Here is a 15,043-nt window from a genome sequence, read left to right as displayed (position 1 = left end):
GGCATCTCCTGTGCGCGTCAGAAGCGCGTGTTGAGTTCCAGTTGCATCACATCCACTTCAAACGGCTGGCCGTAGACTTCCGAAGCGCTCAACCAACGCGCGCTGGCGTAGATGTTCTTTTCGATGCCGTAGTTGGCACCAATGAAGTAGCCCTTGGCGTTGGTGCCGCCGAGGTGGAACGACGAGTCGTTGAAGCCATCGGGCAAGGCGTCGGGCTGGATGTATTTGTAGCCAGCCAACACGTTCCAGTCGCCGCGCTTGCGCATCTCCAGGGCACTGCCGAGGGTGAACGAGACCATCAACGCATTGCCGCCACTTTCAAACTCGCCGTTGCTGTTGAGGTTGTTGACGATGTGGCCTTCGCTGCGCTTGAGCATCTCGCCCTTGTCGTAGCCCAGGTTGTGGATGAAGTTGGCTTGGCTGCGCAGCTTGAAGTCGCTTGGCAGCTCGCTGTCCCACACCGCGTTGAGGTCGAGGAGGTTGAACTTGGACGCAAGGCCCACGAACTGCGGCTCCGGCGTCTTGCCAGGGGTGGCCGGGTTGGGCGCGATGTCACGCAGGTTGAACACGCTGTTGCCCTTTTGCATAAAGGCCACGCGCGAGCCGTCGGTGTCGCAACCCGGCTTGCCTTCCCACGGCTTGCACAGGCTGGAGCGTTCGCCTTCGATGTTCTGGAACTGGTAGTAGGCGCCCGCGAGCTTGAGGTTGTTGCTGCGATTGATCTTCCAATCGGCGCCGATCTGCCCGCCAAACAGCCATTTGGTGTCGCTTTCTTCCTTGTCGAAGCCGTTGCTGCTGGCGGTGTCCGAGGTGTATTCCACCGGGAACGCGCCAAGGGTGCCGAACAGGTTCCAGTCGCTGGCAAGGCGGTGGTTGAAGATCGCCGCCACGCCGTCGAAGTTGAGGTCGTTGGAATACATCATGTCGGTGGAATAGAACGGGTTGGCAATCCGCCCGCCGGTCAAAGTCACCATGTCCGAAGCTTTCCAGCTCAGGTAACCCTGGTCGAGCCAGATGTCCTTCTTGCCGAAACCACCGCCCAGGGTCTGGGTGGTGGACACCGGGTTGTTGTCGGAGCCGGTGCCGAGGCGGATGCCGGCGGTCCATTCCGGCGAGATCACCGCTTTCATGCCCAGGCGGGCACGGATGCGGAACAGGTTTTCGCGGTCTTCACGGGTGTTGAGCAACGGCGGCAGCTGCGTGCTGGAGTTCGGGTTGACGTCATACGGCCCGTTGTTGTTGAGCTTGGCGTAGTCGGTGATGGTGTCGTCGTTCTTGCCCGAGAAGTAGCGCGACTCGTCACGCAGGCGGATATCGCCGTCAAAGGTCACGCGGGACACCCAGTCCGGGAAGGTATTGGGCTGGGCCCAGTTTTCCTGCTTGGCGGTGGCCATGACTTCGGCTTTCACCTGGTCGCGGATCTGATCGCGCACCGCTTGCGGCACGTACTGCACGCGCACATCCCCTGGCGCAGCTGCAGGCCCTGCGGCGACCACCGGGGCGGCATTCGCCTGGCGCGCTTGCAGGGCTTCTTTTTCCGCCTGGGCGATCAGCCCGTTGGCGGTGTCCTGGGTCAATACGCCCTGCTGCACCAACAGGCGGATCAGGTTGATGGTGACGTTTTCCGATGGCGCAACCGGGGCAGCCGTCGCCTGGCCAACCAGGGTCGCGATGACCATGCCGACCGCCAGGGTCAGTCGATTCACGGGGGAAATCATGTGTACGCAACTCCTGTAAAAAACCGTAGAAAAGGGTTCGATCATTCCGGGCGCCGGCCCTTGAGGGACAGGCGTACCGGCATCGTTACGGCGGCGGGCACCCGTTGCGTGGCATGGGGCGCGCGCAAGGCGGCCAACACCTGGGCATCGGTCTCGGCATCACCGCTGGACTTGGCCAACTCGGCACGGGTGACCTGGCCATCGGCGTTCAGCCACAAATCGGCCTGCACCGCGTACGCCTTCTTGCGCAACTCCGGGTCCTCGCGCAGCAGGCGCTGAAACACCCCTGCCAGGTACTGCTTGTACGTGCCGGTGCCCAGACCGCCGCCACCGGAACCGGCCATGCCGCCGCCTTTGCCGGCGCCGATGTTGAAACCGTCATTGCCCGACTGGGCATCGCCGTCGATCTGCATCGGGTTGGCCAAATCGTCCGCCGGCGAAGGCGGTGCTTCGTCCGCGGGCTTGACCTCTTCCGGCTCGGGCGTGGGCACCGGCTCGGGGATTTTTTCTTCGACCTGGGGCTCAGGTTCCTTGGGCTTTTCCGGTGGCGGCGGTGGCGGTGGCGGCAACGGAATAATCGTCGGGATCTTTGGCGCTTCACGGCGCACGCCACTCATGTCATTGGCCCACTGCCACAAGAACCAGGCCGCCACCGCGCCCAGCAAGAGGCCTGCGCCCCACTTCAACGGGCGCAGCGGCGGCTTGTTCTTGACCGGCAAGGGCGGCATCGGGATCTGTGCGGTCATGGCTCAGCCCTGGCTCGGTTTGCCGGTGACCAGCCCGACCTGGGACAGCTCCAGCCGTCGCAGCAAGTCGAGTACCTCGATCACCTTCTGGTACTGCACCAACGCGTCGCCGCGCACGATCACCGGGAAGTCCGGGTTCTGCGCTTTCTCAATGCGCAGGCGTTCTTCCAGCTCGCCAAGGGTCACCGGGTACGCGTCAAGGAAGACCTGGCCGCCGTCGTTGACGGAAATCGCCTTGGTCTTGGCCTCCGACAGCGACACCGAGGCGCTGGCCTTGGGCAAGTGGATCTGAATGCCCGAGACCTGGGCGGTGGCGGTGAGGATAAACATCACCAGCACCACCATCAGCACGTCCACCAGGGGCGTGATGTTGATGCTATCGACGGCGGCATCATCGTCATCGTCGTGGGAGGCGTTTACGGAAGCCATGCTGATTCTCCTCAGGCCGGGACGGCGGCGTGATGCTCGCGGCGGTGCGCGGCTTCACTGGACTGGCTCTCGCCGTGCATCTCGGCCAGGCGGGTGATGAACTCATCGACGAACACACGCATGTCCGCGCTGACTTCCTTGTTGCGCGTGATCAGGCGGTTGTAGCCAAACAGCGCGGGGATCGCGACGAACAGGCCCATGGCCGTGGCCAGCAACGCGGCGGCCATACCTGGGGCGATGGCGTTGATGTTCACGTCACCGGCCATGGCCGTGCCGAGGAACACCACCATGATCCCCAGCACCGTACCGAGCAGGCCGATGTACGGGCCGCCGGCGATGGCGTTGGACAGGGTCGAGAGCTTGGAACTGAGGGCCTGGTTTTCGCGGGTGCGCACGCCGTCCATGGAGCAGCGGATGGCTTCGATGGTCGCCGCCGAGACGGACGAGGTGTCGGCGCCCTGGGCGCGGCGGGTGCGGATCTCCTTGACCGCCACCAGGTACAGGCGCCACAGCGACGAATGCTGCAAGCGCTGGCCCAGCGGGGCGTCATCGGCATACATCTCCAGGCGCGTGCCGATCTGCGCGAAGTGTTCGCGGAAAATCTCGTTGGCGCCGCTGACGCGGCTGACCTGGCGGTTCTTGCGCAGCATGATCACCCACGACTGGAACATCATCGCCACCAGCACCAGGATGATCACCCAGGCGTCCACCGGCACGGCGTTGAGCAAGAAGCCCAGGCTGCCGAAACCAAAGCCCGACTGCTCTTCATCGACGCCGTAGGCCACCAGTTTCGACTCGGCACCTTGGGCGCTGGCGTCGGCCAACAACAATGTGGCCGGGCGCGCAACCTTGGACAGGCGCAGCTCATCGATGGCGCCGGCGAACGGCAGATGCGTGGTGCCGGCGTCCGGCAGATCGCCGCCAATCGCCAGTTGGGAATTGAACGCTGGCAGTGCGACCGCCAGGCTGGCCGTCTCGCGACCATTTACATACAGCGCAATTTTTTCACCCTCGGCGGTGAACGCCAGGTGCTGCCATTGCCCAGGGTTCAGCGGTTGAGTGGAGACCACGCGTTGGCCATCGACTTCCACAAACGGCGTGCCCTGGTTCAACCCCAGCAGCAGGCTGTGGGGACCGTCGCGGCGGGCGAGGACGATCTGTTCGCCGCTGGCCTGATCCAGGCGCAACCAGGCGCTGAAGGTGAACGCGCCGCCTGCGGCATGTTGCAGCGATGGGCTGGCCGGCAACAGCAGCGGCTGGCCGCCGAACTGCAAGGCGCGGCCGATCACGCCGTCGATGCTCGCGCCGGTGGCGTTGAGCGAGGTATTGGCGTAGGCCGTGGTGTCGCGGGCCGGGGTGCCGTTGGCCCCGTCAAAGTGGTACAGCGCGGTGTAGTTCGGGTCGAACGCCAACTGGCCGTTGCTGGTGGCCGGGGCTTTTTGGTTGCCGTAGTACATCCACAGGTCCTGGCGCTGGCCGCCTTCGACCTTGGGCACATCGACCCAGATCAGCGCCATGCCCATCAGCGGGTCGAAGCTTTCGATCTGGTGGTTGAACACGGTCTTGTCATCGGCACTGACAAAGCGCAGGTCGGCGCCGTCGTCCTTGACCCCGTCAAAGGTGAAGTTGCCGGTGTGCAGGCGCACCAGCAGCGCGGTGCGGCCCAGGGCCTGGTTGATCGCGGCGCCTTGGGCGGTGGTGTCCACGGTGATCTGCTTGCGGTAGTGCCAGTCGTCTTGCCACCAGGCATGGGCGGTGGCCGGGAGCGTGAAGCCCAGGCAGATCAACAGGCTCAGGATTAGGCGTTGCATGGGTGAAGTCTCCGAAAGAAAAAGTCAGAAAGTCGCCTGCACACTGAAGTGCAGTCGCGAGTCCTGTTTCTGGGTGTTCGGTCCATTGAGCAGCGGGTAGCCCCAATCCAGGCTGCCGGACAACCATTTGCTCAAGCTGGCGCGGGTGCCCAGGCCGACACTGGCCAGGCTGTATTCGTCTTCTTGCTCGGGCAGCGGGTCGTGCAGGCGCAGGCGTGCGCCTTCGGCGAACGCATAAAAGCGCCACTCCTGCACATAACTGCCGAGGTACTTGGCCACCGACGGCGTGCGCAGCTCCTGGGACAGCAAGTAACCCTCATCCCCGGTGCGCTCTGCCGCCAGGTAGCCGCGCACCGAAGTGGCACCGCCGGCGGAATACTGCTCGTTGGACACCAACGGCCCCGAGGCCAGCTGGAACGCCGCCTTGGACGCCGACTGCCAGTTGTTGGCGAAGGTGTAGGTGTAATTCAGGTCGCCCTTGAGCACCGCAAAACTGGCGTTGGCCTTGTAGCGCTTGTAGTCGAACTCTTCGGCATCGCTGCCGTAGCCAAAGAACGCGCGGGTGCCCACCACCAGGTTCAAGCCCAGGCCCAGCTGGGATTGCTCGGTGTAGCGATAGCCGTTGTAGCCGAGGGTGAACGGCGCGTACTTGAGCGGCACCTGGTCGCGGCTGGCACCGAATTGCATCTCTTCGTCGAAGTCTTTGAAGTCGATGCCGAACGAGAAGGAGTTGGCCCAGACATTGGTCGCCGGCAGGTTGTAGATCGCCGACACGCCGTAGGAATGGCCCTTGCCGAGCACGTTGCTGCCGCCGATGGTGGCGATGTTGCTGTCGGACTGGTAACCGCTGAACTGCAAGGTCCAGCGCTCATCCAGCGGCGCGCTGTAGGAACCCGACCAGACCTTGGCGTTGCTGCTGTCCTGGGGCGCGGTGAAATAGGTGAGGGATATGCTGTGGCCCAGTTGCCAGAGGTTGTCGTAGCCCAGGGTGGCCACCGAGCGCAGCTTTTCGGTGTCGGCGCTGTAGTCGTTGTTCAGGCCGAGGCTGGCGTGCCAGGGGTTCTGGTCTTCCACCTGCAAGTCCACGTCCATGGTGCCGGGGCGCTGGCCTTCGTGCACCAGCGGCGTGACCTGGCGCCCGACGCCGCGGTTGAGGCCGGCGAGCTGGGTTTGCACGGTGGCAAAGTCCGGCACCTCGCCTTCCTTGAGGGCCGGCACTTCGTCGCGGATCTCCACCGGCGAATAATGCTTGGCGCCGACCACGCGCACGCGGCCGATCTTGGTTTCGCTGACTTGCAGGTAGACGATACCGTCATCGACCTTCTGCTCCGGCAGCTCGACAAACACCGACTGGTAGCCGCGCGCCTGGTAGATCTTTTGCAGCGCATCACGGGCGCCTTCGATATCGCCCAAGGTCTTTTGCGGGCCGAGAAACGGGTACACCGCCTCCTCGATCGCCGCCGCATCGAGCACGGTATTGCCGCGCACGAAGTACTCATTGACGTCGACCCGGCGTGCCGCGCCCTCCTCCTCGGCCTGCGCGGGCAGGGCCAAAGCCCCCAGCGTCAGGCAGCACAGCGCCAGCGTTGACTTGAACAGATGCTCCACACCGCCCCCTAACTTTCCAAGATTCTGCGCCGTCGCCGTTTGCTCGGCGTTTGGCCTGCTCAATTGCTGGTTGTCGACAGGTGGCTGTGCCGGGCCAGCCAGGTGTGCAGCAAGGCGAAGTTCAGCGAGAACTCCGGCATGTGCAGCAAGGCGCCACAAAACACTTCACCGATGATGGTCTGGATCAACTGCACCGCACGCGGGTTGCCCAGCACACTGGCGATGTCCCGTTGCAGGACATGGATGCCCCACACTTTCTGGTTCAGGTCGAGGCCGACAAACCAGCGGAACAGCAGGTTGTAATTGAGTTGCTCGTGCAGTTGTTGCTCGCTGGGCACCGAATACAGCAGTTGCAGCAGGAGGATGTGCACCACGGTGTGCGGCGCAATCAGCATGCCCGGCTCGGGCTGGAGCCAGTCGCGATGGCTGTCGAGCACCTCGTCGATCTGCGGGCGCAGCAACACCAGCGAATGCCCCGCCGGGATAAAGCTGGAGACTTCTTTCAACGCGCCCTGCCAATCGTCCTGGGAGACGATCCACACCCACGGCGCGCCGTAGCGGTACACCGAAACCGGCTTCTTGCGCGCGGCTTCGACGATCTTCGACAGGCGCTGATCGAGCTCCTGCATACCGACTTTCGAGTAACGTTCCATAGTTCCCATTTGCCCCACTCCTGGCGTCCTGCTGACGGCTTTGGCGACGACTTTTGATCGTATCCAGCGCGTTACATAGGAGAGACGGGGGTGGGTGGGAGCTACCGAACTTTTGTCATGAAAGCTTCATTTATGATTGGCTGGGGGGCAATTTCGCAAGGCCGGGCACAGCCAAAAATATGGGAATGGGCTTGTGTGGGAGCGGGCTTGCCCGCGATGGCGGTGTGTCAGTCAGCCTATTCATCCACTGATCCACCGCTATCGCGGGCAAGCCCGCTCCCACATTTGGATCGGCATACATTTTCAAGCATCAAAAAAAAGGGCGATCAGTGATCGCCCCAAAGCTACATCGAGAGGTCCTTCAAAAAACTACAAACTGATCTGCTTGCGCTCCTCATCCGTCAACCGCGCCCGCGCCTGTTCGCTCAGCGGCCCGGCGCCCAGCACCTGCACCGGGCTGTTGGGGTTGTAGCCGGAGCTCTTCTGCTCCGGCTCACGCGGTACCGGCTCCGTGCCAAAGCCCAGCACTTCCACGGTGACAATCGACGGCCGCCCCTGCTTCGCCGCCGCCTGCTGATTGCGCGCCGCGTCTTCTGCAGCCTGGGACGCCGCCGCCCCCGCCGCGCTGGCCGAGCTCATGGCGCCGGTGTTGACCGTGGCCGAGACCGGCACCCCGGACGACTTGCCCTGGGTCTGGATATTCGCCGCGTTCACCACCCGCAGGGCCGCGATGTTGATGTTGCCCGACACGCGAATGCCCGCCTCGCCCGCATCGATGGTGCCCAGCGGCGCGATCAGGTCGATGTCCCCCGCCGGCACTTCCGGGATCGGGTTGAGCGTGGCGATCCCCGCGCCGGTACTCGGCACCGACGGCGACAGGCTCACGTTGCCCCAGTTGTCATAGACCCGCTTGGGCGGCGTGTACACCACGGTGGTCTTGGAACCGCGCCCGGCGTTGATGTCGCCCTCGGCGGTCCAGCCCATGATCGAGCCGCCAAAGGTGGTCATGATCCGGCTTTGCCCGAGCAGGATGCTGCCCATGGAGTACAGCTGGATATCCCCGGCGCCCTGGGTGATCACCCCGGCCGTGGACGGTGGTGCCGCGCCTTCGATGCCGAAGGTCTGGCCGCCGCCCGGGGTGAACATCTGGATCGAGCCGCCGGCATTGGTGTGTACGCCCGAGCCGTTGAACAAGGTGATATCGCCCTGATAGGTGATCGGGTTGCCGGCCACATCCTTGTCCGGGAACAGCGCCGCAATCGCCGTGCGGCCACGCAGGTAGCTGCCCTGGCGCACGCCGCCGTCCTCGTTGTACTCGCGGCCAGCGGCCTTGAGCTCGGCGAAGTACACGTCGCGGGCAAACACCCGTTGCTGCTCGGCAGGCAGCGCCGCGTAGTAGGCCCGCGCCTGCTCGCTGTCGCCGACAAAACCGAAGCGCTCGGCCAGCCAGGTGACCAGTTCGTTTTCGTAGGTCTTGGCAACCTTGACGCCCTGCAACGACTCACCGGGTTGCGCCTGGTTGAGCGGGTTCAGGTAGGTCGCGACAAAGCGCTGGTAATCCGGCCCGTTGGCGCCGACACCGGCCTGCATGACGATGCTCGCACCGGGGCGGGTATCGCCCGGCAGGATCGCGCCAAGGCTGGTCACGCTGTGCTCGCCACCGGCGCCGGTCAGCAGGATGTTGCGCCCGGCGGAAACTTCCAGCAGGCCGGGGCCGGCGACTTGGAAGTTGCTGAAGAGGATGTCGCGGCCGGCGGAGACGATGGAGATGTCGTTGGGGTTTTTGTGCAAGAAAAGGTTATTGCTCGAACCCGCGTCAGTCCTGTCCAGGCCAAAGCTACGACCACTGCTGACGATATCCCGCCCGGCCATCATCCTTATCGCACCGTTACCTTCATACCAAGTCTCACCTTCATGCAGTGACCCTGGGGTTGCGCTAAACGTGATAATCCGACCACTGCTTACTCCGACCAGATCGCCGTCCATCGCATAAAAACGCGCCGGTTCAGCACTGCCAACGGCGGACGCAGCTGCCGTAGCTGGCCCAAACGCAAACAACGACAAGGAGCCCAAGCTGCCACTGGCTGGCAGGTTACTGGCCACCACCGCAGTGCCAATACGAGCTTGATAGGCAGGATTCCAAGGGGTTGCCAGCGAACTTTGCGCCGCCCCGGACTGGCTGACCGCCATACCACCGCCGTAGATCGAGCCCTGAGCAAGGAATTGCAACTGGCCGTTCTGCCCCGGTGCCAGCAGCAAGGGGTAGCTGTAGTTTCCGTCGTTGTTGGCTTGCAGTTCGGCCGCTTTACCGTAATACAGACTCCCGCCAGCCGCCGTTGCCCGCACAATTGACGGATAGACCACCGCCAGGTCGGCCGGCGTATCGGATCGAGTAAACGGCGTCAGGTTCCCACCCAAGGAGAACAGATCGATAGCCGTGTCCTTGGTCCACAACGTGAACCAACTGGCGCCGGTACCCAGGGTGGTGCCTTGTGCAAACGGCGAGGCATGGCTGATCGACACCCGGCCCGGGTCTTCAACGTTCTGTACCACCAGATCCGCCAGGGCCTGCACATTGAACGTCGCGTCGCCCGGCACCAGGGTCAGCCCACCACGCGCCACGCCACGGGTCGAGACCAGCGGGTCGAATGCACGGGTCTCGCCGGGGCTCTGTTCGGTAGATGTATTGCCGTACAACAGATCGACGCTGCCCACGCTGGCGCTGCGCAACTGCACATCGCCGCGAAGGTTGACCAGCACGCCATCACGGTGGTCATCGGAGCTTGCAAGACTGGCGGGGTTCAAGCTGCCACCGATGCGCACCCGCAGGTCGCCGCCGCCGGTCAACTGCAAGCCGCCATCGCTGGCGACCCTGCCCGTACTGCCGACTGCCAGCACCAGGCCTTGGCTATGGGGGTTCAACGCCGTGTTGCTGAGGCCATAACCTAGCGTATTCAAGACCCCGGCGTTGCCATCGACGTTGACCGTCAGATCGCCGCCGCCGAGGGTGCCAAATCCGGTGAAGCCAAGCATGGTATCGGCCCCCGAAGGCGTCGCAGCGTAACTACCGAAGTTGATCCACCAGGCGCTCGGTTGCGCCTGCCCTCCGGTCGCCACCGCATTGCTGCCCTGGCGCCACAGCCAGTTGCCGACGTTGGCCGAGTCGGTCCCGATATCCTTGGGATCGGGGCGCCCGACAGTGTTCAGAGTGGTGCTGGTGATATCACCGGTCAAATCGCCCCCGGCAGTGATCGTCAGATTACCCCCTGCCTCTGGATACCACGCCCGGTACAGGCTGGTGGGCGAGCCGTTGACGAATTGCTCGAACAGGCTGCCCGCGCTCAGCACAGTTTTCGCCACCCCCTGCTTCGCCTTGGCCTGGTTATACGGGTCGCCCTCGAACGTGCCCGACGAAGACGTACCGGCGGTGTACACCCCATACAACGAGTCCATGCTCAGGTTGCCTGCGCTCAACAAGTCCAGGTCGCCGGTGCCGGTGCGGATCACGCTGAAACGTGTGCTCGCCGGTGCAGCCGCATACTCCAGCGGGTTTTTGAGCTGGCAAAACATCATGCTGGCGGCGCACAACTGGTCCACGGTAAACCGGTTGAAGCGATACACCAGTTCGTCGGTCATCTCGGCACCCAGCGTTACCACGACCCCCGCCCTCGCGAAGCGATCGACGGAGTACTGGGTGAAGACATAAGCCCCTGTGGTCTTGCAGAACTGCGGGGACGCACCACAAAAATCATTGATCGAACCCTGGTTGAGGCCATCGAGTACCCGCTGATCAACGGGATCACCCGCCTTGACGGTCACCCCTTTGCCCCCCAGATACGCGACCGCAGCCGCCGTCCAGACTTCCACGCCGCGCGGCGGCAATTGCTTGGCGAACATGCCGTAATGCGTATCCGCCAGATGCAGATCACCGCTGCGCGGATGCGCTTGCAGGATGCGACTGTCGGCAGCCTCGGTATCGGCGCCTGCAACCAAGCGCAACGACCACGACTGCGTGCCCTCGGCCAACATAGGCGCGATTGCCCACAGCTGCCCGGACCCGCCAGCACGCAGTTGCACCGACCTCACGCCATCGGGCAATTTCACGTTGGTGCCGGCAGGAATCAGCGCGCCTTTGGGCAAGTCCTTGGTGCCATCGAGCAACACAAGGTTGTTGCTCAGGTTGGCCTGATGCACGCCTGGCAACGGCACGCCTTTCGGCCAGAGCATGCCCTGCAACACGGTGCCCTCGGTCAACAGCGTACCGGCGCCCAATTGCGTGCCCTCGGCCAATGTCTGCGCCTCGCTGAGCAAGGTGCCCGCGGCGAACAACAGATTGCCGCCCGCATCGCGCACATCCGCCGCGACGACGCTGCCAGCCGCCAATACCAGCTCCTGGCCCAGTGTCGCCGTTACCGGCAGCCGGGTATTGGCCGCGACCGTCAGGCCCTTGATCGGCAGGTCATAGTTCAGCGTGGTGCCCGCCGGGAACGCCGTGCCATCGGCCAGGGTCACGCCGTTGCCCGGCACCACCACCGTACCGCCCCGGTAGTCGATACCCGGCAGCAACACCCAGCCTTTATCGTCCGCCGACGACGGTGGCGGCGCGAAGCCGTCGTTGATGCTGCCGTAGATATTCAGATCGCCACCGGCACGCAGGGTCAGGCTGCCGGATTCACCGGAACCGTAGACCGTGTCGTCCTGCTGGCTATGGGGGTTGAGGCTGGCGTAGCGATAACGGGACAGGTCCAGGTCGCCCTGCACCACCAGGTCACCGTCCGCCGTCTTGCTGACGATTTCCACGCCGGGGCGCACATGGAAAGCATCGGCGTAGGTGGCGTTGTTCAGCCCGGCGAGTTTGTTTTGCAGCAAGTCGGTGTTCTGCAACGCGGCGTTGATGAAGTCGTTGCTCAGCGCGTGCTTGCCATCCAGGTAGCCCTGGGTGATCTCCTGATAGGGCTTGCCGCTGGCGGTGGCGTCGGTTTTTTCCGGGGCATCGTCGTAGGTGGCCATGCCATTGAGGCTGATGGAACGCGCGCCCTGGATCGTCACGCGGCCGCTGGCGTCAATGGCAATGTCATTGCTGCCGAGGCGTGGCGCGTTGAGTTCCAGGGTGCCGCGATTGCGCCCGTCGTTGCCGGCCGCGCCGTCAGTGCCGTGGCGCAGGTCGATACGGGCGCCGCTGGCAAGGGTCAGTTGGCCGTCGCCGGAGCCCAGCACCACCATGGCGCGGTTGGGCGAGTCGATGATCTTGCCGTAGCTGTCCACCCGCAGCTTGCTGCCGTGGGCGTCGAGTACCGCCGTGCCGTCAAGGGTCAGGCCGTGCTTGCCGGCCAGGGTAATGCTGCCGACGCGCTCACCGCTGGCGTCCACCAGGCCGTTGACCCGCAGGCGGCCGTTGTCGAGGGACACGCTGATGTTGCCGGCCTTGAGGCCGTTGCCGATGGTCAAGTCGCCCTGCTTGAGCTGGAAGCTGCGGCCACCATAGACCGCGCCCTGGTTGAGGCGCCCGTTGAGGTCGGCAAATTGCTGGTCGAGGGAACCGCTGCCGCCCAGGTGCTGGGCCTGGAGTTCCACGGTCGCGGCCTCGTAGGGCATCGACGTGCCACCGGCGGCGTAATAACCGCTGCTGCTGCCCAGGATCTTGCCTTGCAGATCGACGATACCGGCCGCCGCGTCGGTTGCCACCGCGCGCAATTTACCGGCCTGGTTGTGCTGGGCCGACAGGTCGATGGTCGAACCGGCGGCCTGGCGGATATTGCCGTTGCGGCTGTCGAGCAACACGTCGCCGCCCCAGCCGTATTGGATTACATCGTTGAAGGCGATGGGGCGCCCGGCCACGTCGATCAGTGCGTCATCGGTCAACACCACATCGCCACGGGCACTGAGGCTGACCTTGCCGCTGGGCAACACCACCGCCCCGGCCACGCGAATGCTGTCGCCTTGCAAGGCCAGCTCGGCACCCTGGCCGCTGGCGGTGCCACGGGGACCGGCGGAGGCGCCGATATCAATTGCGCCACCGGCGGTAATGCGGTTCACCGAGCCGGCAGCACCGGTCATCAGCGGAGTGCGAATGGTCAGGTTGCCGCCGCTGTACTGGAAGCCGGTGACCGGGTCATAGGCGCCCTGGCTCTGGTACACCTTCAGGCTGCCCTTGTGGTTGGCGGTGACGCGCTCGCTGGCGTTGAGATTGACGTTGGCAAACCCGAGGGCCAGGCGGTCGAAGCTTTTCACATTGCTCGGCTGGCCGAAGTCGCCATAGCCAAACTCGATGCGCTCGGCGTTGATGTCGAGGCGCCCGCTACCAGTGCCCGCGCCGCCTGTCACCACCGCGCCAGGGGCATTGGTGGCGCCCAGCCAGATCAGGTTGGCGGTGTGGATCGTCGCCACATCATTGGCGCCACCGGCGCCATACATCGCCGGGGTGGACAGCATCAGGTTGCTCAGCAGCGACTTGCCGGTGAGCGGGTCGTAGGTGTCGAGGCTGGTGGTGCCGTAGAAGTTGAAGCTGTCGCGGGCGGACAGTTGCAGGGTTTCCAGGGCGGGCGCGCCGAATTGCGTGTCGCCGCGCAACAGGCGGTCGAGCAGCGCTTGGGTCAGGGTCAGTCCGGCCGGCACGCGGTTCCCCGCTGCGGCCAGGGCTTCGACGCTGCCCAGGTTGATCGCGCTGACACCGAGGTTGAGGTGACGGGTGCCGTAGCGCACTGAGTCGCCCAGGTTGGAACGTGCCGTCGGTCAACGCGACGATGCTGCCATCGGAATACAAGCCAGTCCCACCACTGCACGCGCCACTGTCGCAAGCCCCCACGTTAATGCCCTGACTGACACCGCCTTGCGAGCGCGCACTGACCACATTGAGTAGCCCGTTGGACACGGCCAGCATGTTCAGCACCTGGTAGGTAAACCCGTCACGCGCGTCGTAGCTGGCCTTGCCACGCCCGAGGGTGTTGATCGAGGCGCCCTGCTCGACCACGATCCCACCGGTGTCGCTGACCAGGAACACTTCCGGCGCGGCAAGGGTGGCGCCTTCGCGCAACGTCACCGTGCTGTTGGCGCCATTGAGGCCTCCTGCCAGCCCGATGAAGTTGCCGGATTGGCCGTACTCCACCACGGTCATCCCGCCCACCACCAGGCGTGAGGCGCCCAAGGCATTGAGGGTGTCGGCCTTGAGGGTGATGCCGGCGTAGTCTGCCGTGGCGGCCTTGCCGGCGCCGATCACTTCAATGCCCTGCCAAGTTGGGTCCGTCACGGCCACCGTACCGCCGTACCCGCCGGAAGCAGGATCAAACCGCCCTACGCCCTCGAACGAAAAGCCATCGGCACCCGCACCGGGGCGCAGCGCCAGCTTCAAGGTCTTGGCGTCGGCTTCCAGCATCGGTCGCGGCACACCTAGCCGCGCGGCATCGGCTTTGGCGAACTGGGCATAGCCTGTTTCGTTGTATTGGGAGTAACGGCGCAGGGTATCGGCGGAAGTCAGGATCAACTGGCTGGCGATGCTGTTGCTGATCCCGGTATTGGCAATCGACAGGTGCCCGGAAGTGGCCCACGAGCCATTGCGCATCAAGGTGGTCGCCGCGTCGCTGCCAAGCCCGGCGAGGCCATTGACCTCCACGCGAAAGGCCCCCGGCAGCAGCGCGTAGGTGGAGGGCATCAGGGTGTAGGTGCCCGCCGGCAACCCCGGCACGCCGGCGCCGATCGTGACCTGCTGGCCGACCATTGGCGCTGAAGCGCCGCCCTCCGGCGCCACGGGCGCGGCACCCGGCTGGATCCCCGGCACAATTGCATAGACCGGGTTGGTGGCCAGGCCCGGCAGCACAAACCCGCCGTTGGCGCCGAACTGCACCAGCGGGTTGAAGCGCGCGTCAGTGGAGCCGCCACGGCCGGAAATAAAACCAGCCCCGAGCAATTCGCCACCGCCGGACAGATCCAGCGTGGCCTGCGGCTGCACGGCCACCGTGGTACCGCCGAGGATCACCCCGACGCTCAGATCGCTCATCGCCGTGGCCACGCCACCCTGGCCGATAAACGTGACCTTTTGCCCGTTATAGCGGTACTCCTGGCCGTCCAGCGTGCCGCCATAC

The 15,043-nt window shown here is 64.5% G+C and carries 6 protein-coding genes and 1 pseudogene; all 7 read right to left on the bottom strand.

Annotated elements, in window-relative coordinates; translation table 11 throughout:
• Positions 1-17: 17 nt before the first annotated feature.
• Positions 18-1,718, bottom strand: coding sequence for a putative porin (locus tag PSH87_RS11245; protein ID WP_305433645.1), 1,701 nt, complete (start codon positions 1,716-1,718; stop codon positions 18-20).
• A gap of 41 nt (positions 1,719-1,759) precedes the next feature.
• Positions 1,760-2,464 carry an energy transducer TonB gene (locus PSH87_RS11240; protein WP_017738392.1) on the bottom strand — a complete coding sequence of 235 codons (705 nt, stop codon included), beginning with the start codon at positions 2,462-2,464 and terminating at the stop codon, positions 1,760-1,762.
• A gap of 3 nt (positions 2,465-2,467) precedes the next feature.
• A complete protein-coding gene (locus PSH87_RS11235; RefSeq protein WP_017738393.1) occupies positions 2,468-2,893 on the bottom strand; it encodes a biopolymer transporter ExbD in 426 nt (141 codons plus the stop codon).
• Between the two features lie 11 nt (positions 2,894-2,904).
• A complete protein-coding gene (locus tag PSH87_RS11230) occupies positions 2,905-4,704 on the bottom strand; it encodes a DUF2341 domain-containing protein (RefSeq protein ID WP_017738394.1) in 1,800 nt (599 codons plus the stop codon).
• Positions 4,705-4,728: 24 nt separating this feature from the next.
• A complete protein-coding gene (locus PSH87_RS11225) occupies positions 4,729-6,312 on the bottom strand; it encodes a ShlB/FhaC/HecB family hemolysin secretion/activation protein (RefSeq protein WP_305433643.1) in 1,584 nt (527 codons plus the stop codon).
• Between the two features lie 265 nt (positions 6,313-6,577).
• Positions 6,578-6,674, bottom strand: a pseudogene (locus tag PSH87_RS28835) (transposase); the annotation flags it as partial.
• Positions 6,675-7,334: 660 nt separating this feature from the next.
• A complete protein-coding gene (locus PSH87_RS28830; protein WP_370695304.1) occupies positions 7,335-13,667 on the bottom strand; it encodes a filamentous hemagglutinin family protein in 6,333 nt (2,110 codons plus the stop codon).
• Positions 13,668-15,043: the final 1,376 nt, after the last annotated feature.

The organism is Pseudomonas sp. FP453, from assembly GCF_030687495.1.
GTDB lineage: Bacteria > Pseudomonadota > Gammaproteobacteria > Pseudomonadales > Pseudomonadaceae > Aquipseudomonas.
Note: the sequence above shows the minus strand (reverse complement) of the source record. Positions and strands in the feature narration are given on the sequence as shown.

Coding starts and splice junctions, on each gene's coding strand:
- PSH87_RS11245 (WP_305433645.1), bottom strand. CDS start 1,718: ATGATTTCCCCCGTGAATCGACTGACCCTGGCGGTCGGCATGGTCATC.
- PSH87_RS11240 (WP_017738392.1), bottom strand. CDS start 2,464: ATGACCGCACAGATCCCGATGCCGCCCTTGCCGGTCAAGAACAAGCCG.
- PSH87_RS11235 (WP_017738393.1), bottom strand. CDS start 2,893: ATGGCTTCCGTAAACGCCTCCCACGACGATGACGATGATGCCGCCGTC.
- PSH87_RS11230 (WP_017738394.1), bottom strand. CDS start 4,704: ATGCAACGCCTAATCCTGAGCCTGTTGATCTGCCTGGGCTTCACGCTC.